The organism is Streptococcus panodentis (assembly GCF_017884005.1).
Lineage (GTDB): Bacteria > Bacillota > Bacilli > Lactobacillales > Streptococcaceae > Streptococcus > Streptococcus panodentis.
In genome coordinates this window covers 1-19,989 of the sequence record NZ_QFAY01000034.1, presented here as the reverse complement: position 1 = coordinate 19,989, position 19,989 = coordinate 1, and the positions used below count along the sequence as shown (strand labels likewise).

The window sequence follows — 19,989 nt, the reverse complement described above, 5'->3', positions numbered from 1 at the left end:
AGATTAGGCGAGACCACAAATGAATGCATGGGATTAGTTTCACGTCTGAATCCCTGGGTTCGTTTGTGGTCTCTTTTTGTTTTTCAAAATAGTCAGCTATCAGCTTTATATAAACTCTGATGAAATATTTTAAGATAAGGAGGTTCCAGATGTATCGTATCCTTAATGTCATCAATAATAATGTCGCACTTGTCAAAAATGAAAAGAACGAAGAGTTGATGATTACAGGAAGCGGAGTTGCTTTTCATAAGAAAAAAGGGGACATCGTTATTGCTGGTAAAGTTGATAAGGTCTTCAAACTCAACACGGAAGAGTCCAAGGAAAATTTCTTAACTCTTTTAAAGGATGTACCGTTGGACTTTATCACGGTGACCTATGAGGTGATTGGCTCTTTGACAGAAAAGTATGATTATCCTGTGCAAGAATATCTTTATGTCACTCTGACAGACCATATCTACTGTTCCTATCAGGCTCTTCGCAAAGGAACCTATCAAAAAGGAAGTTTGCCGAATTTCTCGATAGATAATCCTTTAGAATATACGATGTCAAGGGAGGCGCTGGCTGTCTTCAGGGAGAAGCTGCTGGATCAGTTTCCGGATGATGAGGTCGGGCGGATTGCTCTTCATTTCATCAATGCGAAAGGTGAGTCGGCCAATCGGGGTCAGGACAGTCTTGGGAAAACAAAAGAAATTTTGCGTTTGGTGCAAGATGAACTTGAGCACAGCGGCATTCATCGGACAGAAGGAAATAGTCATTTCTACGATCGGTTTATGATTCATCTGAGCTATTTCCTGGACTATATTGATCGCAATCGGGATGACAATACCTCTCTTTTGCAGATGGAAGAACACATTAAAGATTCTTATCCTGATGCCTATGAAATGGGGAGCCGTATCTATGATACGATTGCGAAGGAGACAGGGATTGATCTTTATCGCAGCGAGCGTATCTATATTGTTTTACATATTCAGCGTCTTTTATAAAAACACTTAATTTGCTCTATCTAACAAAAAACTCAAGGAGGACAGGAAGATGAATAGAGAAGAAATTCAATTGCTTGGTTTTGAAATCGTGGCCTATGCTGGCGATGCGCGTTCAAAATTGCTGGAAGCTTTAAAGGCGGCAGAAGCTGGAGATTTTGCCAAGGCAGAAGCTCTGGTGGAGGAAGCGGGAGGCTGCATTGCAGAGGCGCATCAGTCTCAGACTGCTATGCTGGCCAAAGAAGCAGCCGGTGAGGACATTCCCTACAGCGTCACCATGATGCATGGACAGGATCACCTGATGACCACTATCTTGCTCAAAGATGTCATACACCACTTGATTGAACTATACAAAAGAGGAGTAAAATGATGAACAAACTAATCGGACTGATTGAGAAAGGCAAACCTTTCTTTGAGAAGATTTCTCGGAATATCTATCTCCGTGCCATTCGGGACGGCTTTATCGCCGGTATGCCGGTTATCCTCTTCTCATCGATCTTTATCCTGATTGCCTATGTGCCAAATTCCTGGGGTTTTCATTGGTCTAAGGACATTGAGACCTTCCTGATGACTCCCTATAACTATTCAATGGGGATTTTGGCTTTCTTTGTAGGCGGTACGACTGCTAAGGCTCTGACGGACTCGATCAACCGCAGCCTTCCGGCGACCAATCAAATCAACTTTTTGTCTACCATGCTGGCTTCCATGGTCGGCTTTCTCCTCATGGCGGCTGAACCGGCTCAGGAAGGCGGCTTCCTGACGGCTTTCATGGGAACGAAAGGCCTCTTGACAGCTTTCATTGCAGCCTTTGTGACTGTCAATGTCTATAAGGTCTGTGTGAAAAACAATGTCACCATTCGCATGCCGGATGAAGTGCCGCCGAATATTTCACAGGTATTCAAAGACTTGATTCCATTCACTGTTTCAGTGCTTATCCTCTATGCCTTTGAGCTGCTTGTCAAAGGCACATTAGGAGTAACCGTTGCAGAATCCATCGGAACGCTTCTGGCTCCGCTCTTCTCAGCGGCAGATGGCTATCTGGGTATCACCCTTATCTTTGGTGCCTATGCCTTCTTCTGGTTTGTGGGTATCCATGGTCCCTCTATCGTGGAGCCGGCCATTGCGGCCATTACCTATGCCAATGTCGATGCCAACTTGGCTCTGATACAGGCCGGCCAGCATGCGGATAAGGTCATCACTTCCGGTACGCAGATGTTCATCGTGACCATGGGCGGTACTGGTGCAACCTTGATTGTACCTTTCCTCTTCATGTGGATCTGTAAGTCAGAGCGCAACCGTGCCATTGGACGGGCATCCGTTGTCCCTACTTTCTTTGGAGTCAACGAGCCCATCCTCTTCGGTGCCCCTATTGTTTTGAATCCGATTTTCTTCATTCCCTTTATCTTTGCACCGATTGCCAATGTCTGGATTTTCAAATTCTTTGTTGATACTTTGAATATGAACTCCTTTTCTGCCAATCTTCCATGGGTAACGCCGGGACCTCTGGGAATTGTGCTGGGGACCAACTTCCAGCTGCTGTCCTTTGTCCTTGCAGCCCTCTTGGTGCTTGTTGATGTCATCATTTACTATCCATTTGTCAAGGTTTATGATGAACAGATTCTGGAAGAAGAGCGCTCCGGCAACTCCAACGATGCACTCAAGGAAAAGGTGGCGGCTAACTTCAACACGGCAAAAGCAGATGCCATTCTTGAAAAAGCCGGTGCAGAAGGCGTCGCCGAAGAAGCAGCGAATCAGCATACAATCACTGAAGAAACCAATGTCCTCGTGCTTTGTGCCGGCGGCGGTACCAGCGGTCTGCTGGCCAATGCCCTGAATAAAGCAGCCGCTGAATACAAGGTTCCGGTCAAAGCAGCAGCGGGCGGTTACGGTGCTCACCGGGAGATGCTGCCGGAGTTTGACTTGGTCATTCTGGCTCCGCAGGTGGCTTCAAACTTTGAAGACATGAAGGCGGAAACAGATAAATTGGGCATCAAACTGGCGAAAACAGAAGGGGCCCAATACATCAAGCTGACCCGCGACGGTCAGGGGGCTCTGAAGTTTGTGCAGGAACAGTTTGATTAAAGAATCGGCTCTTTGCGCCTTGCTTCCAGCCTTGGATGCAAGAGAAGCTGTCAGGCTTTTGAAGACCAAGTGCCTTTTCTTGACCAACCTATACTGTTGCTTATGGTTTGGAGTGAAGCCAATCATGATTCCCTCTTGTATAAAGGGCTTCACTTCAAATTGTATAAAGAAATACCAGAGGTGAATACAATGACAAAAACACTTCCCAAAGACTTCATTTTTGGCGGGGCTACAGCGGCTTATCAGGCTGAAGGAGCCACCCACACAGACGGCAAAGGCCCAGTCGCCTGGGACAAGTATTTAGAAGATAATTATTGGTATACGGCAGAACCGGCCAGTGACTTTTACCATAAATATCCAGTGGACCTGGCACTGGCGGAGGAGTACGGTGTCAACGGTATTCGGATTTCCATTGCTTGGTCGCGTATCTTTCCAAAGGGCTATGGGGAGGTCAATCCAAAGGGTGTAGACTTTTACCATAAGCTCTTTGCGGAATGCCATAAACACCATGTGGAACCCTTCGTGACCCTGCATCACTTTGATACGCCGGAAGCTCTGCACTCCAAGGGCGACTTCCTCGACCGGGATAATATGGACCACTTCGTAGACTATGCCGCTTTCTGCTTTGAAGAATTTCCAGAAGTACGCTACTGGACGACCTTCAATGAAATCGGCCCAATCGGCGATGGCCAGTACTTAGTCGGAAAATTCCCGCCGGGCATCCAATATGACCTTGCGAAAGTGTTCCAATCCCACCACAATATGATGGTTTCGCATGCGCGTGCTGTAAAGATCTACAAGGAGAAAGGCTACCCGGGTGAAATCGGTGTTGTTCATGCCCTCCCAACCAAATACCCTTATGATCCGGACAATCCTGCAGATGTTCGTGCAGCAGAATTAGAAGACATCATTCATAACAAGTTCATTTTAGATGCTACTTATCTAGGTTACTATTCAGAAATGACGATGGCGGGTGTAAAGCACATCCTGAAAGAGAATGGCGGAGAATTGGACCTGCCTGATGAAGACTTTGCAGCTTTGGAAGCAGCCAAAGATCTCAATGATTTTCTTGGCATCAATTACTATATGAGTGACTGGATGCGAGATTTTGACGGCGAGACAGAGATTGTCCATAATGGCAAGGGCGAAAAAGGCAGCTCCAAGTACCAGATTAAGGGCGTAGGACGCAGAGAAGCTCCCTCCCATATCCCGAAAACGGATTGGGACTGGATTATCTACCCGCAAGGTTTGTACGACCAAATCATGCGGGTGAAACAAGACTATCCAAACTACAAGAAAATCTATATCACAGAAAATGGTCTGGGCTACAAAGACGAGTTTGTAGACGGGACGGTCTATGATGATGGGCGGATTGACTATGTGAAGAAACACTTGGAAGTCCTGTCTGATGCCATTGCCGACGGGGCCAATGTCAAGGGCTACTTCATCTGGTCGCTGATGGATGTCTTTTCCTGGTCCAATGGCTACGAAAAACGCTACGGTCTCTTTTATGTAGATTTTGACACCCAGGAACGCTATCCTAAAAAGTCAGCGTATTGGTATAAAAAAGTAGCTCAGAGTCAGGAAATTGATTAGACCTGTTTGGAACGGTAAGATGCTTCTCTCTTGCATCCATTGGGCAGAGGGGGACTGACTCAAGAGGCGGTTTCCGAGCCAGTCTGCTGAAAACAGTCAAAAAATCCATGCAAATCTTGCATGGATTGAGACTGAAGACAAAGTTATCCAAAGTCTTTCCTTAAGTGAGTGCGGACGGTAGCGACTTCCTTCGGAATTCCATACCTAAGATTTGAGCCTAAAGTCTCAAATCTTCCGAGCGCCTGAAACTAAAGAGTTTCAGGCGCTTTTCTCACAGCGGAAAGACTTGGTTGATCTTTGTTTTAATTATAGCAATGAGCTTTTTCTTAATTCTTTGTAAGAATTTATAAAATTTTTACAAAGAAAATGGAATTTGTCTACATTCTGAATCCATGCAGATATTGCATGGATTTTTAAGGTGTTCGGCTAAAAGCAACTGTCTTTTTCTTTTATGATTTCTCTGATTCTGTCTGCCAGCTGCTGGGGCTGGCCGTCCTGACAGATGTAGATGCCACTTCCTGTCCGGTGGGCCGTATGGGCAAAGGCCAGAATCGGCTTGCCCTTGTCCAGCGCTCTCTGCAGAATGTGATCCACCTCGCCCCAGTGGTTGATGTCCAAGTAAAGATCGGCCCGGTCCAGCAGGTCTTCGATAATATCGTCGTGGTGGACATTGGTATAGAGATTGATATTGGGGTAGGAGGCAAAGCTCTCCAGAAAAGGAGAAATGCTGGTTTTGGCTGCGATGTGAAACTCCAGCTCAGGCAGCTCTTGGGCCAGATAGGCCAGCTCTTCCAAGGTATCTGACGCTGTCAGGGTAAAGGCATGGAACTTGCCCTGCGGCCGTTTCTTGATGATTAGCTCTTCCTTGCTGACAGCGATAGAGTTGCTGGGAATATCCTGATAAACCAGACTGCCTGCTCCGATAATGACATTGTCGCCGATGGTCACGCCTTTGAGGATGACAGTATTGGCCCCAATCCAGCAGTTGGCCCCAATTTTGACAGGAGCTGAGGAATAAGCTATTTTTTCAATATGGTAGTTGGAATACTGATGATTGTGGTCAAAGATGCGGACACCGTCGCCAAACATGGTGTCCTTGCCGATTTCGATTAATTGTTCACAGCGGACCGTGCAGTGGTCATTAAAGAAAACCCGGTTTCCTAGTTTGAGCTGGGCCCCGCTTGCAACATTGAGGCTGGCAAAGGATTGGAAGATGACATCCTGACCGATATCAAGCTGACTGTCTGGGGAGATATTGATATGATGAAAATTTCCCTTGAATTGGATTTCAGACATGTTGGGTCCTTTCTTTGATGTAGGCCAGTTTGGCCTGTCGGCTTTTCTGTTTGAAGAGGGCTTCAGCCGACATAGCGGCCGGCTTGTCGGGATGTTCTTCTTGGTAGATCAGGGTTACAGGCAGGCGGGCGCGGGTGTACTTGGCCCCTTTGCCGGCCTGATGTTTTTTCAGTCTTTGCTCGATATTGGTTGTATAGCCAGTGTAGAGCGAGCCGTCGCCGCATTCGAGCACGTACATATAGGCTTTATTTTCCATAGTAAATATCATGAATCTCCGGTGTGTAGCTGCCGTCCTGATTGTGGATAAAAAGGGGCGGCAGGATTTTGAGGCCGTCGCGCGATCCGTCTTTGATGGCTTCAATCAGCAGCATATTGGCCTCCTTGCCCAGCTTGGGATAGACAAACTGGATGCGCTTGGGTGCCAGATTGTGGGCCTGCATGGTCTCGATAATGTCCAAAAACCGGTCGGGCCGGTGGACCATGGCCAGACGGCCGTTGGACTTGAGCAGGCGCTGGGATATGGCACAGATTTCTTCCAGATTGGTGCTGATTTCATGGCGGGCCAGAAGGTAATGCTGGCTGGCATTGAGATTGGAATGTTTGTCTACCTTGAAATAGGGCGGATTGCAGAGAATCAGATCCACCTTGCTGCCGGAAATATGGGCACCTAGATGTTTTAGATCGTCATGAATGACCTGCATCTGATTGGTCAAATCATTGAGCTCAATCGAGCGCTGGGCCATATCGGCCAGGCGTTCCTGAATTTCCACAGCAATGATGCGGGCCTTGGTCCGGGTGCTGGCAAAGAGGCCGACAGCTCCATTGCCGGCACAGAGGTCGATTATCAGGCCGTGCTTGGGCAGTTTAGGGAAGCGTGACAGCAGGACACTGTCCACCGAATAGCTGAAAACCTCACTGTTTTGTATAATCTTAACGTCTGTTGAAAAGAGCTGGTTGACCCGTTCTCCGTCTTTTAATCTTGCTTCTGTCATAACAACATTATAGCACGATTCAGCAAGGATTCCAAAGGGATAGGGAAATTTTGCAGCAGCAAAATGAAAACATGCGAGGGTATCGCATGTTTTTATGAGCTTAAATAATATTTTTTTGCAGCGATCCCTTAGTCAAATCTGTATTTCTGCTTGATGGTGCAGACGACAAAGACAAGTCCAAAAATAACCATAAGAATCAGATAGACTGGCAAAGTGGCTGCTGTCAGGGTTGCGATTTCCAGCAGGTGCTGGAGGACGAAGGCTGAGGCATAGAAGCCCAAGACAGAAAAGAGGATCAGCAAGCTGCGCCAGAGATTGAGCGGCAGGCAGGCCCGAATGACAGACAGGAAGCTAATCGTGCCTAGCAGATAGTAGGAAAGGGTAGACATTTCTATGTCGGTCCAGCCCTGTGCCGTGCCCCAGAAGCGGACAAAGAGAACGCTGAAGACAATCATGAGGGCACTTGGCAGGGCCAGCTGCAGCGAGCGTTTGAGGAAATGCTTTTCTACTGGCTTGATATTGCGCTCAAAGGTCAGGACAAAAGGCGGAAAGCCTTCGACGAACTGGTCAATAAGGGTAATCTGAATCGGAATGAAAGGGAAAATCAAGAGATACTCAGGCTTGCCCAGAGCTACAGAGGCGATACAGATAATGGCCAGGATAAAGGAATAAATGGTCTTGATAAAGAAGATAGGGGCAATCCGGCCGATATTATTGACAACCCGGCGGCCTTCAAAGAGGATTTCGGGAACATCATTGAAGTCGGAATTGAGCAGGACCAGATTGGCAATCTGGCGGGTGGCAGGATCGCCCTCTGCCATGACGATGGAGCAGTCTGCTTCGTGCAGGGCCAGAATATCATTGACCCCGTCACCGGTCATAGCAGTTGTGCGGCCGGCCGCTTTGAGGGTCGTAATCAAGAGCTTTTTCTGATGCGGGGATACCCGGCCGAAAATGGCTGTTTCCTCCGCTTGAGCCACCAGCTCTTCATCGCTGATCTTAGAGCAGTCAATGTAGCTCTCGAAGTTAGCAAAGCCGGCCTGATGGGCGATGTGAGAAACGGTCAGCGGATTGTCACCGGAGATAATCTTTAAGTCAACATCCTGTGAGCGCAGATAGTCCAGTGTCTGAGCAGCGCCTTCTCGGATTGGATCAGTGATTTCCAGAACTGCCAGAGCAGCTGTGTCGCTAGGCAGCTGGATGCTGTGCTTGTCTATGCTCTGGCTGCTGTGAGCCAGAACAAGGACGCGGGAACCGCGTTTTTGGGCTTCGATGACGGCAGGCGGATTGCTGTCTAGGAGCATCTCCGGAGCACCCAGGAAGACTGTGCCGACCTCCGACAGCTCCATGGCCCCCCATTTGCGGTCGCTGGAGAATGGAATGACATTGCTGCTGCTGTATGAATGCTCCAGCTGGTCGAATTTCTTGCGGATAGCTTGGGCGGTTGGATTGTTATCCTCGCTGGTCTGGATATAGGCCGCCAGCAGCTGGCCAATGCTGTCATCGGAAAATCTGTCTGTCAAACTGTGCAGGCCCTGAACAGTCATCTTTCCTTGTGTGATGGTTCCGGTTTTGTCCAAACAGAGGGTGTCCACCCGGGCCAGCGTTTCGACCGAGTACATCTCCTGAACCAGCACCTTGCGCATCCCCAGCTTGATAACAGCGGTCAGGAGAGAAGTGACGGTCAGGAGGGCAATGCCCTTAGGCAGCATGCCCAGAAGGGCAGTCGAGCTGGTGATAACGGAATTTTTGACGGGCAGTCCTTTTATCATCAGGGCTTCAAAGAAGAGAGCCAGGCCGAATGGGATGATGATTTTTCCGGTAAAGCGGGAAATCTTGGCCAGATTGTAAAGAATGCGGGAGTTGATTGGTTTGAGGGTTTTGGCCTCTGTCATCAGTTTGTTGGCATAGTTGTCTGCCCCTACATGATGGACTTCTGCGTAAACCTGTCCGCTGGCCAGAAAGCTGCCGGACAGGAGCTCGCCGCCGGCTTCTTTGAGGACTAGATCGCTTTCGCCCGTCAGCATGGCTTCATTGGCTTCGGCCACGCCCTCGATGACTGTAGAATCGCTGGGAATCTGCTCTCCGGCTGATAGTTTGAGCAGGTCGCCCAAGACGATGTTTTCTGGCTCGATCTGGCTTTCCTGACCGTCGCGGACAACCGTCACCAGCTCCCGGCTGACCAGATTGAGCTTGTCAATCATGTGCTTGGCTCTGAGCTCGGTGATAATCCCGGTTACGGCATTAAAACTGATAACAGCAAAAAAGACCAGATTGCTCCAGGCCTGAACGGACACCAGAGCCACAGCAATGGCGAAGTTGAGGGCATTGAAAAGGGTAAAAACATTCCGCTTGACAATATCCCAATTACTGGTGCTGGCATTGCTGTTGAAGTGATTGGTCAGTCCCTGCGAAATTTTTTCATCTACTTGAGATTGGCTTAAACCATTAAATTGTTTCTTATTCATGAAATCCATGATACCATTTTTTTAGCAAAATAGCTATCGGCCGCGACAGATAAAGTATAAAAAAGATTGCAGACTCTTGGGGGATAGGGTATAATTGAAAAAGAAACGCACGAAATTTTGAAATAGAATGAGGTTGTCTATGTTTTATACCTATTTGCGAGGACTGGTCATTTTTATTTTGTGGACCTTAAACGGCAATGCCCATTACCACAATAAGGAAAAGATTCCTTCCCAAGATGAAAATTATATCTTAGTTGCCCCTCACCGGACCTGGTGGGATCCGGTATACATGGCTTTTGCGACCAAGCCCAAGCAGTTTATTTTTATGGCCAAAAAGCAGCTCTTTGAGAATCGGGTCTTCGGCTGGTGGATTCGGATGTGCGGGGCCTTCCCCATCGACCGGGAAAATCCGGGACCGTCTGCTATCAAGTATCCGGTCAATATGCTGAAAAAGAGCAATCGCTCTCTGATTATGTTTCCCAGCGGCAGCCGCCACTCTTCTGATGTCAAGGGGGGGGTAGCCGTCATCGCTAAGATGGCCAAGGTCCGCATCATGCCAGTGGTTTATGCAGGTCCAAGGAGCCTCAAGGGGCTGGCGGCCGGTGAGCGCGTGGACATGAACTTCGGCAATCCCATCGACATTTCGGATATTAAAAAGATGAATGATGAAGGAGTGGAAGAAGTAGCCCGCCGTATTCATGCGGAGTTTGACCGTCTGGATGCAGAGGTGGCACCGTATCAGACAGGTCAAAAGCCCAATTTCTTTATGAGGATTCTGCGGGCCATCGCCTTTGTCCCCGCTGCCTTGGTTGGTATTCTGACCATTATTTTCAGCTTCTTTGCCAGCTTTGTCTGGGATCCGGACAAGCACAGAAAATAAACAGTTCTTGGTTTTTTGAGCGTTTTGTTTCAAAAAATCAAGGACTTTTTTTGTGAATTGTACTATAATTTTAGAATAATATTTTTGAGGGGGGTGTGTATCATGCCTATTAGTCTCTTATCGTTTGTGACTTTGTCGCTGTTTATGCTGCATGAGTTTGACGAAATTATTCTGATTCGGCCTTGGATTCAGCAAAATGAAAACAATCCCCGTTTTCAGACTGAGATGTTTATTGCGGGAAAGAAAGCTTATCCGTCCACAGAAGGGATTGCTGCGGCCATTGCAGAAGAATTTTTGATTGCTTTTCTCATCTTCCTGATGGCCATTGTCTGGCAGATTCCAGAATTAGCTTTGGCTCTGGGCTTCTGCCATACCCTGCACCTGCTGGGCCATATCACGCAGGTGCTGCGGTTTCGCCGCTGGGTACCAGGCGGTTTTACCGCAGTGGCAACCTTTCCCATTCTCATCCTCATCTTTATTTTCTACTTAGCCTACCAGCCGGTATCCTGGCTCCTGATTTTGCTTTTAAGTCCATTTCTGATGGTCATTATTTTACTCAATCTGTCCCTTCTTCATAGTCAGGCAGGCTATATTCAAAGCTGCATTTTGCGGCTGACCAGAACTCAAAATAAGGGCTAGCTGCCCTTGAAAATTTCTCTTGACTTACTTATATGAAAAAGTATGCTGAAAATAGAAAGCAGGTGCTTATGTGAATAAAGAAGACCTAACTTTGGCCTTAGTCAAGGCCAAAATAGACCCTGAAGTGAAAAAGAATCCAGAACTCTTGGCTCTGATTGAAGATCCCTTAGCAGAGCTGAAAAAAGATAGACCGGTCAATCTTATATCCGCCAAGTTCAACCGTTCTTTGACAGTTTATCTTTTAGGCCATCAGCTGAAAGCTCCCCAAATCGTTATAGACCTTCACAAGTTAATGGCAGCTGAAGCAGCAGCCTATGAGGGAAGAGCTTTTTCTTCCATAATGTTGGGCAGCATCTTGGGCGGAGGCGGAAAGTGAAGCCGCTGCTGCCCTCTTTTGAAATTTCTAACTGGAGTCTTATACAGTATCTTCCAAAAGATCCATCCCTCTGCGGGTGAGGACACAGCCATCATGGGAGTCTTATACGGTATCTTCCAAAAGATCCATCCCTCTGTGGGTGAGGACACAGCCATCATGGGAGTCTGTCCCACCGCCTTTTTATTTTTTCCGCTTGCTTTTACGAATAATAAGGTAAGAGGTGAAAAATATGTTGGAAGAAATCATTGAAAAAATCAAAGAATATAAGCTCTTTGCTGGTCTGGCTCTTGCCGGCCTGCTTCTGGCTGGCTTTTTCCTGATCAGAGGAAGCGGGGAGCCAGCCCCGGAAAAGCAGGTATCGGCTCTAGCGCAGGAAGTGATCCAGTCATCTGCCAGTTCGGATCAGATAGATAGAACTGAGCAGTCTGAAGTCCGAGATAGCGAGTCCAGCTCTGAATTAACCGTTGATGTCAAAGGAGAGGTCAAACATCCAGGAGTCTACCAGCTAAAAGCAGGCAGCCGTATTTATGATGCCATCCAAAAAGCGGGCGGAATGACAGCAGAGGCTGATTCAAAGTCGGTCAATCTGGCCCAGAAGTTGGCAGATGAAGCAGTGGTTTATGTGGCAAAAATTGGAGAAGGCGGAGCTGACGTGACGTCAGGCACAGCTGAGGCAAGTTCTCAGGCAGCGGCTTCCAGGTCAGCCCAAAGTGACCTGATTAATTTAAACACAGCGACCGAGGCTGAGCTGCAGACTATTACAGGTATTGGTCAGAAGCGGGCTCAGGATATCATTGCTTATCGGGAGTCCAATGGCGGCTTCAAGTCGGTAGATGATTTGAAGAATGTTTCGGGTATTGGGGACAAGACGCTAGAGAAGCTAAAAGAGTATGTCACAGTGGATTGAAAAATTGCCCCTGCCGCCCCTTTACTTGGTTCTCATCTTGGTCTGGGTCTATTTTGCTGTCTATACGGGAGGATTGCTGGCTTATCTGGTCTTGGGCTTGCTTGTGGTTCGGCTTTTCGCTGCCTATCCGCTGAAAAAAGCTCTCCTCGCCTTGGTCCTGCTGGGTCTCTTTGCCGGTCTGTTTCTGTTTCGCCGGGAAATGGCAGAGCAGGCTTTCCGGCAGGAGCCCAAGCCAGTCAGCTGGGTGCAGCCCATACCGGATACCATTCAGGTCAATGGCGACTCTCTTTCCTTTCGGGGACGGAGCAATGGGCAGACCTATCAGGTCTTCTACAAGCTCAAATCTGAAAAGGAAAAAGAAGCCTTTCAGAAGCTGTCGGATCAGGTCCGGCTGGAAATTGCCGGAGAGTTCAGTCTGGCTCAGCAACAGCGGAATTTCGCCGGTTTTGACTATCGGGCTTATCTGAAAACAGAAGGGATTTACCGGACCTTAACCATCAGTGCCATCAAGTCAGTCCAGCCAGTGTCCGATTTTCAGCCTTGGGACTGGCCGTCTCTTTGGCGCCGAAAGGCCTTGGTGTATATTCAGACTCATTTTCCTAAGCCCATGAGTCACTATATGGGCGGGCTGTTATTTGGCCAGCTGGACACGGGCTTCGCAGAAATGAATGAACTCTATTCCAGTCTGGGGATCATCCATCTCTTTGCCCTGTCTGGCATGCAGGTTGCTTACTTTGCTGACGGTTTTCGAAGAATACTGCTGCGTCTGGGTCTGAAGATGGAGACTGTCCATCTTCTGCAGCTGCCTTTTTTTCTGATTTACGCCGGTCTGACAGGTTTTTCTGTGTCTGTGGTCAGAAGTCTTCTTCAGAAATTGCTGGCTCAGCTGGGCCTCAAAGGGCCGGATAATGTTGCGGTGACCCTGCTGATTCTGTTTATCCTGATGCCCAATGTCCTGCTGACAGCGGGCGGCGTCCTGTCCTGTTCTTATGCTTTTCTGCTCGCCATGCTGAACTTTGATCATCTGCCGCCCATGCGGAAAGTTCTGGCTGAAAGTCTGACGCTTTCGCTGGGGATTCTGCCTGTTTTGCTTTATTATTTTGCGGAATTTCAGCCTTGGTCCTTGCTGCTGACCTTCCTTTTTTCTGTTCTCTTTGACAGGATTCTGCTGCCGGGTCTGACGGCAATTTTCCTCCTGTCACCTTTGATAAAGCTTACTCAGGTCAATTTCTTTTTTGACTGGCTGGAAACGCTGATTCGCTGGGTGGCTGAGATTTCTCCGCGTCCGCTGGTCCTCGGTCAGCCCAGTCTCTGGCTGCTGACTGCTCTGCTCTTGGTTCTGGGCCTGCTCTATGATTTTCGCCGGCAGAAGAAATGGGTCTGGGCTCTTGGCCTGACGGCAGCTCTGCTTTTTTTCCTCAGTAAACATCCCCTGCAAAACGAAATCACGGTGGTAGATGTCGGTCAGGGGGACAGCATTTTTCTGCGGGATCTAAGGGGGCGGACGGTCCTGATTGATGTTGGCGGCCGGGTGGAGCTGGGGAAGAAAGAGCCTTGGCAGCAGCGAACGGTGTCCAGCAATGCTGAGAAAACCCTGATTCCCTACCTCAAAAGCCGGGGCGTCAGCAGGCTGGATGTTTTGGTTTTGACCCATACTGATACGGACCATATGGGCGATATGCTGGAAGTTGGCAGGCATTTTTCTATCGGGAAGATTTATGTGTCCAAGGGCAGTCTGACCCAGCCGGATTTTGTCCAGAAGCTGGAACAGATGCAGCGGCCGGTACAGGCAGCAGAGCTAGGACAGCAGCTGCCCATTTTTGATTCAGCCCTGCAGGTGCTCTATCCCAGTGATACAGGCGATGGCGGCAATGATGATTCCCTTGTGCTCTATGGAGAATTTTTCCGGACCAAGTTTTTATTTACTGGAGATTTAGAAGCTCATGGCGAGTCTGAACTGTTAAAGCTGTTTCCGCAGCTGCAGGTGGATGTCTTAAAGGCCGGACATCATGGCTCCAAAGGCTCCTCCAGTCCGGAATTTTTAGAGCAGATTCGGCCCAAGACAGTCCTTATTTCTGCCGGGCAAAAGAACCGCTATCAGCATCCGCATCAGGAGACTCTGGAGCGTTTTAAGACACTTGAAAGTTCGATTTATCGGACAGACTGGCAGGGAGCAATTCGGTTTACTGGCTGGGATTCCTGGCTGGTTGAGACGGTTCATCAGGATGAAGCGCCATGAGGCTGCTAGGACAGCTCCTAAACGCTTATTGATTTATCTATGTATTTGTGATAAGATAGTCCTTATAAAAAAATTATTGTAGAGGAGAAGCTCATGTTTGCTGCTTATAAAAAATTCTGGACACAGTATGTTGATTTTACGGGCCGCTCAAGCCGGTCTGATTTTTGGTGGGTCATGCTGTGCCATACAATCATTAATGTACCGCTGCTAATTATTATTTGGATCTCTGCTTTGGGAAGCTTGCTTTCTGCAGCCCAAGATATGGCTTATGGAGGAGAGGCAGATCCAGCGACAGTTCTGGCAGGGACAGGTTTTGCTGTGATTTTCTGGTTTATCATGATTATTTATTTTATGGCTACCTTCGTTCCTAATCTGGCTATCATTGCTCGTCGCTTGCGCGATGCTGGCTACCATTGGGCTTTTCTCTTCCTGTATGTCGGTCCGTTCCTGCTGTTATTTATTCCTATTTTGAACCTTATTGGATCTCTGGCGTTCATTTCATGTATGATTGTTTTGACTGTCCTGCTTTGTCAAGCTTCAAAACCTGAGCAGGCTGGGAATGCCTATGGTCAGCAATTTGGCCACTCAGGTTTCCAAGGCCAGCAGTTTGGTCAGCAGCCAGCTCAAAACCAGCAGTTTGGTCAGTCAGGCTTCCAAGGCCAGCAATTTGGCCAGCAGCCAGCTCAAAACCAGCAGTTTGGCCAATCAGGCTTCCAAGGCCAGCAATTTGGCCAGCAGCCAGCTCAAAATCAGCAGTTTGGCCAATCAGACTTCCAAGGTCAGCAGTTTGGCCAGCAGCCAGCTCAAAACCAGCAGTTTGGTCAGTCAGGCTTCCAAGGCCAGCAATTTGGCCAGCAGCCAGCTCAAAACCAGCAGTTTGGTCAGCCAGGTTTCCAAGGCCAGCAATTTGGCCAGCAGCCGGCTCAAAACCAGCAGTTTGGCCAATCAGACTTCCAAGGCCAGCAGTTCGGTCAGCAGCCAGCCCAAAATCAATCTTCTGGTCAGGCTCAGCCAAATCCCGATTATTTCCAAGACCAGTCATTCGCTCAGGAGCAGTCTTTTGCTCAATCGCAGGCACCGGTTCAGGGCTTTAATCCGGCAACTACTGCTCAGCAGCAGCCAAGCCAAGAGCCTAACGGCTCCAATCCTTTTGCAGCTGCACCGCAGGCACCGGATCAAAGCCAATCTTCTGTTTTTGAGCAGCAAGTTGAAACGCAGGAGCCGGCCGCTGAATCAGCAGAAAGCCAGCCGGAATCTGCAGCCGTTCAGGAGGAAACTGTTCAAAATAATCCTTTTGTTTCAGCAATTCAAGAGGAACATGCGCCTTTATCAGCTGAAAATGCGGTGGATGATTCAACTGAAACACAAGAATGATGATAAGCAAAAAGCATTTCCCTGTGAGATGCTTTTTCCCTTTTCAGAAAGAGGGGCATATATGGTATAATCATAAGCAGACAGGAGCAGTGTTTGCTGATGGTGCCAAAGAAACTCTATTGTTGACGAGGCAAATCCACGGCAGCAGTTTGAGCACCTCGCTGCCTAGGACGAACAGGCTATATAAAAGCCGGTGTTTGCAGCTGACGTCAGCTCCCTGCCATACGTCGTTAAGGCTGTTTCACACAGGCCCAGCAGTTCTGCAAAGCTTTGCCAGGATTGGCGGTCAATCGTCCTTCAGCTGGCAAAGCCGCCTTCCTGAATACAGATTATAAGTTTTTACAAGAGATTGGAGAAATCAGATGGGAAATCAGCTTCGGTATAATTGGGCAACGCTGGGAACCGGCGTCATTGCTAATGAATTGGCACAGGCTTTGGAAGCCTTGGGAGGCAGGCTTTATTCGGTTGCCAATCGGACCTATGCTAAGGGACTGGAATTTGCCGAGAAATACGGCATTGGCAAGGTCTATGAGCAGATTGATGACCTCTTTGAGGATGAGCAGGTGGATATTATCTATATCTCTACGCCTCATAATACGCATATTTCCTACCTGCGCAAGGCTCTGGCCAGCGGCAAGCATGTGCTCTGTGAGAAATCCATCACGCTGAACTCGGCTGAGCTGGAGGAAGCCATTGCTCTGGCAGAACAGCAGGGGGTCATTTTGGCTGAGGCCATGACCATTTATCACATGCCGATTTACCGAGAGCTGGGTCAGATAGCAGCAAGCGGCAGGCTGGGAGAGCTGAAGATGGTTCAGCTGAATTTCGGCAGTTACAAGGAATACGATATGAACAATCGTTTCTTTAACCGCAGTCTGGCTGGCGGAGCTCTGCTGGATATCGGGGTCTATGCTCTTTCCTTTGCCCGCTGGTTTATGTCTTCCAGTCCTCATCAAGTGGCCTCTCAGGTCCGACTGGCACCGACCGGTGTGGATGAGCAGGCCGGCATCCTCCTGATGAATGAAGAAGGTCAAATGGCGACTCTGGCCCTGACGCTTCATGCCAAGCAGCCCAAGCGCGGCACTCTGGCTTATGACAAAGCCTATATCGAGCTCTTCGGCTATCCCAGAGGCCAAAAGGCGGTGATTACCTACACTGAGGACGGCCGTCAGGAAGTGGTAGAAGCCGGACAAACCAGTCAGGCCCTGGTCTATGAAGTTACTGACATGGAAAGGGCCGTAGCCGGTCAGGGCAATGAAATGCACCTGGATTATACCCGAGATGTTATGAAAATCATGACGGTTCTCCGCAAGGACTGGGGTTTGACCTACCCAGAGGAGTAAAAATGCGCAGTGTTATGGCTCTTGGGGCAGCCGGTCCTTGCTTTAACAGCCCGAACCTAGAAACAAGATAGTGAGGACTGCTAAAAGCAAAGGAAAAGACTATAAAAAGAAAAATAGCAGACTTTCCTGCTGTTTTTTGTTACAATCAATACATGGAAACAATTCATACTCAATGAAAATCATCAGCAAATCAGGCAAAAGCAGACAGAGGGACAGCTGGCTGCTCATCCTGTTACGAAAATTCCCAAGGGGCTTTCTCGAACTCTGCAGGAACTGTTTGAATTAAAACTGTTCGTTTCAATCTAAATAGTGTCGGAGCTAGCTGCTCTGCTCAAAAGCTTCGGCGGAGATTTTGAGCTTGTAGATGAAGGACCGCAAGGAAGTGTCAAAAGCACGGCTGTTTGATGAAAGCTTCGCTTTCTTCATCTGCAGTCTCCCTTCCTCACCAGCTCGTTTCTGAGCTCGGGCTAAAAAGGTCCCCCGTACCTGCCTCGCTTTCCGGTTTTCAGGCTCGGGCTAAAAAGGTCCCCCGGACCTGCCTCGCTTTCCGGTTTTCAGGCTCGGGCTAAAAAGGTCCCCCGTACCTGCCTCGCTTTTCAGTTTTCAGGCTCGGGCTAAAAAGGTCCCCCGTACCTGCCTCGCTTTTCAGTTTTCAGGCTCGGGCTAAAAAGGTCCCCCTTACCNNAGTTTTCAGGCTCGGGCTAAAAAGGTCCCCCGTACCTGCCTCGCTTTTCAGTTTTCAGGCTCGGGCTAAAAAGGTCCCCCGGACCTGCCTCGCTTTTCAGTTTTCAGGCTCGGGCTAAAAAGGTCCCCCGGACCTTTTTACTCCCTCAGATTGTTGGGGCTGACATGGTTTGAAGAGATTTTCAGAGAGTTATCAAGCAATAGACAGAATGAAGGGAGATGTGCTGTGCTAGCCATTGAAGAAATTAAAAACATCAATCCGGCAGCTCTTTCTGCTCTGACGGTTTTGACAGGAGATGATGCAGGACAGTTTGAACTGCTCAAGGAGCAGTTTCTCCGGCAGCTTCATTTTGATCCGGCTGATTTGAATGTCGCCGTTTTTGACATGAAAGAGGCGGATTATCAGGCTGTGGAGCTGGATTTGGTCAGTCTGCCTTTTTTTGCGGATGAAAAAATCATCATCTTAGACCGCTTTGCGGACCTGACGACTGCCAAGAAACGCTGTCTGACCGATGAGGAGCTCAAATCTTTTGAGGATTATTTGGAAAATCCGGTGGCTACGACCAAGTTGGTTATTTTTGCCCCAGGAAAACTGGACAGCAAGCGCCGGCTGGTCAAGCTGCTCAAACGGGACGGTCAGATTTTTGAAGCCAGTGAGCCCAAGGAGCAGGAGCTGCGCAGGTATTTCAGCCAGCAGGCTCAGGAGCAGGGCCTGCACTTTGCTCCGACAGCCTTTGATCAGCTGCTGATAAAGTCCGGCTTCCATTTCAGCGACATCAGCAAGAATTTAGCCTTCCTGAAAGGCTACAAGGAGTCCGGCCAGATTGAACCGGCAGACATTGAAGAAGCGATTCCCAAGACTCTGCAGGACAATATTTTTGACCTGACTCAGCTGATTCTGCAGCAGAAGATTGACGCGGCCCGCAGTCTGGTGCGGGATCTGACGCTTCAAGGCGAGGATGAAATCAAGCTGATGGCCATTATGCTGGGGCAGTTCCGTATCTTTACTCAGGTCAAGATTCTCTGGGAAAATGGCAGAGCAGAGAGTCAGATTGTGACAGATCTGTCTGACTATCTGGGGCGCAAGGTCAATCCTTATCAGGTCAAGTTTGCTCTCAGGGATGCCCAAAAGCTCAGTCTGACCTTTCTCAAGAAAACACTGGCCTGCCTGATTGAGACCGACTATCAGATCAAGTCCGGCCTCTATGACAAGGATTACCTTTTTGATCTGGCCCTGCTCAAAATCGCGACAGGCCGTGTATAAGCAAAATAGTTGAAAAATTCTCATGATTGCGTTATCATGCTCATATAAACTATAGAAAACGAGGACTCGCAAATGGCAATTATTTTACCTGACCTTCCTTACGCTTATGATGCGTTAGAGCCTTACATTGATGAAGAAACAATGCACTTGCATCATGACAAGCACCACAATACCTATGTAACGAATGTTAATGCTGCGCTTGAAAAACATCCTGAAATTGGTGAAGACTTGGAAAAATTATTGGCTGATGTGGAGTCTATTCCAGCTGATATCCGTCAGGCAGTCATCAACAATGGTGGTGGTCATCTTAACCACGCTCTTTTCTGGGAGTTGATGACACCAGAAAAGACAGAACCTTCTGCGGAGCTTGCAGCAGAACTTGATGCAACATTTGGATCATTTGATGACTTCAAAGCAGCTTTCACAGCAGCAGCAACCACTCGCTTTGGCTCAGGCTGGGCTTGGCTGGTGGTTAATCAAGACGGCAAACTGGAGGTTGTTTCAACAGCTAATCAAGACACACCAATCTCAGACGGCAAAACGCCAATCTTGGGACTGGATGTCTGGGAACACGCCTACTATGTCAAGTACCGCAATGTCCGCCCAGACTATATCAAAGCCTTTTTCTCCGTCATCAACTGGAACAAGGTCAACGAGCTCTACGCAGCAGCGAAATAAATTGAATGATAAGAAGAGGCTGGACAAAAAAGTCCAGTCTTTTGAATTGACATTAGAAAAAAACAGATTGACGCAGGGGTTGATTGGCATCTTCCTTTGCTTTTTAATACTCTTCTCAAACTTGTAACCATCAAATCTCCCGTAACCCCTTATCCCTCAAGAGTTTAGACACAAAATAATGCTAATCAGCT

At 48.4% G+C, this 19,989-nt stretch carries 16 protein-coding genes and 1 pseudogene; 13 read left to right on the top strand and 4 right to left on the bottom strand.

Features of this window, described 5'->3' with window-relative positions:
• The first annotated feature begins 149 nt into the window (after positions 1-149).
• From DHL47_RS12150 to lacG, 4 genes are all read left to right on the top strand, one after another.
• Positions 150-983, top strand: a complete 834-nt coding sequence (locus DHL47_RS12150) for a PRD domain-containing protein (RefSeq protein WP_128836958.1) — start codon at positions 150-152, stop codon at positions 981-983.
• A gap of 49 nt (positions 984-1,032) precedes the next feature.
• Positions 1,033-1,350, top strand: coding sequence for a PTS lactose/cellobiose transporter subunit IIA (locus tag DHL47_RS12145; protein WP_128836957.1), 318 nt, complete (start codon positions 1,033-1,035; stop codon positions 1,348-1,350).
• Complete coding sequence (locus DHL47_RS12140; protein WP_128837108.1) at positions 1,350-3,062, top strand: lactose-specific PTS transporter subunit EIIC; 1,713 nt, start codon at positions 1,350-1,352, stop codon at positions 3,060-3,062. Before DHL47_RS12145 ends, DHL47_RS12140 begins: the two co-directional genes overlap by 1 nt.
• Positions 3,063-3,251: 189 nt before the next feature.
• Positions 3,252-4,658 (top strand): 6-phospho-beta-galactosidase, encoded by a 1,407-nt coding sequence (gene lacG, locus DHL47_RS12135; protein WP_209552053.1) that lies wholly within the window; start codon positions 3,252-3,254, stop codon positions 4,656-4,658.
• A 426-nt stretch (positions 4,659-5,084) separates the two neighbouring features.
• On the opposite strand, the gene DHL47_RS12130 is transcribed toward lacG, so the two are convergent.
• The 4 genes from DHL47_RS12130 to DHL47_RS12115 form a co-directional block, all read right to left on the bottom strand.
• Positions 5,085-5,954 carry an acyltransferase gene (locus DHL47_RS12130; protein ID WP_209552052.1) on the bottom strand — a complete coding sequence of 290 codons (870 nt, stop codon included), beginning with the start codon at positions 5,952-5,954 and terminating at the stop codon, positions 5,085-5,087.
• Entirely contained in the window at positions 5,947-6,210 is a 264-nt protein-coding gene (locus DHL47_RS12125; protein ID WP_128837107.1) for a GIY-YIG nuclease family protein, read from the bottom strand. The genes DHL47_RS12130 and DHL47_RS12125 overlap by 8 nt, the downstream gene beginning before the upstream one ends.
• On the bottom strand, positions 6,200-6,946 hold the full coding sequence (locus DHL47_RS12120; protein ID WP_128836954.1) for a tRNA1(Val) (adenine(37)-N6)-methyltransferase: 747 nt from the start codon (positions 6,944-6,946) through the stop codon (positions 6,200-6,202). The genes DHL47_RS12125 and DHL47_RS12120 overlap by 11 nt, the downstream gene beginning before the upstream one ends.
• A gap of 128 nt (positions 6,947-7,074) precedes the next feature.
• On the bottom strand, positions 7,075-9,414 hold the full coding sequence (locus tag DHL47_RS12115) for a cation-translocating P-type ATPase (protein ID WP_209552051.1): 2,340 nt from the start codon (positions 9,412-9,414) through the stop codon (positions 7,075-7,077).
• A gap of 139 nt (positions 9,415-9,553) precedes the next feature.
• On the opposite strand from DHL47_RS12115, the gene DHL47_RS12110 reads away from it, so the two are divergent.
• From DHL47_RS12110 to sodA, 9 genes and pseudogenes are all read left to right on the top strand, one after another.
• On the top strand, positions 9,554-10,294 hold the full coding sequence (locus DHL47_RS12110) for a lysophospholipid acyltransferase family protein (protein ID WP_128836952.1): 741 nt from the start codon (positions 9,554-9,556) through the stop codon (positions 10,292-10,294).
• Between the two features lie 102 nt (positions 10,295-10,396).
• Positions 10,397-10,933, top strand: coding sequence for an HXXEE domain-containing protein (locus DHL47_RS12105; RefSeq protein ID WP_128836951.1), 537 nt, complete (start codon positions 10,397-10,399; stop codon positions 10,931-10,933).
• A 70-nt stretch (positions 10,934-11,003) separates the two neighbouring features.
• Positions 11,004-11,309: a bacteriocin immunity protein gene (locus DHL47_RS12100; protein WP_209552050.1), complete on the top strand. Its 306-nt coding sequence runs from the start codon at positions 11,004-11,006 to the stop codon at positions 11,307-11,309.
• A 229-nt stretch (positions 11,310-11,538) separates the two neighbouring features.
• The gene (locus DHL47_RS12095) at positions 11,539-12,216 is read left to right on the top strand and encodes a helix-hairpin-helix domain-containing protein (RefSeq protein ID WP_209552049.1); all 678 of its coding nucleotides are present in this window, start codon (positions 11,539-11,541) and stop codon (positions 12,214-12,216) included.
• Complete coding sequence (locus DHL47_RS12090; RefSeq protein ID WP_209552048.1) at positions 12,200-14,455, top strand: DNA internalization-related competence protein ComEC/Rec2; 2,256 nt, start codon at positions 12,200-12,202, stop codon at positions 14,453-14,455. The genes DHL47_RS12095 and DHL47_RS12090 overlap by 17 nt, the downstream gene beginning before the upstream one ends.
• A 93-nt stretch (positions 14,456-14,548) precedes the next feature.
• Positions 14,549-15,451, top strand: a pseudogene (locus DHL47_RS12085) (DUF805 domain-containing protein); the annotation flags it as partial.
• Between the two features lie 740 nt (positions 15,452-16,191).
• On the top strand, positions 16,192-17,172 hold the full coding sequence (locus DHL47_RS12080; RefSeq protein WP_209552046.1) for a Gfo/Idh/MocA family protein: 981 nt from the start codon (positions 16,192-16,194) through the stop codon (positions 17,170-17,172).
• A 910-nt stretch (positions 17,173-18,082) separates the two neighbouring features.
• A complete protein-coding gene (holA, locus tag DHL47_RS12075) occupies positions 18,083-19,120 on the top strand; it encodes a DNA polymerase III subunit delta (protein WP_128836946.1) in 1,038 nt (345 codons plus the stop codon).
• Positions 19,121-19,192: 72 nt separating this feature from the next.
• Positions 19,193-19,798 (top strand): superoxide dismutase SodA, encoded by a 606-nt coding sequence (gene sodA / locus DHL47_RS12070; RefSeq protein WP_128836945.1) that lies wholly within the window; start codon positions 19,193-19,195, stop codon positions 19,796-19,798.
• Positions 19,799-19,989: the final 191 nt, after the last annotated feature.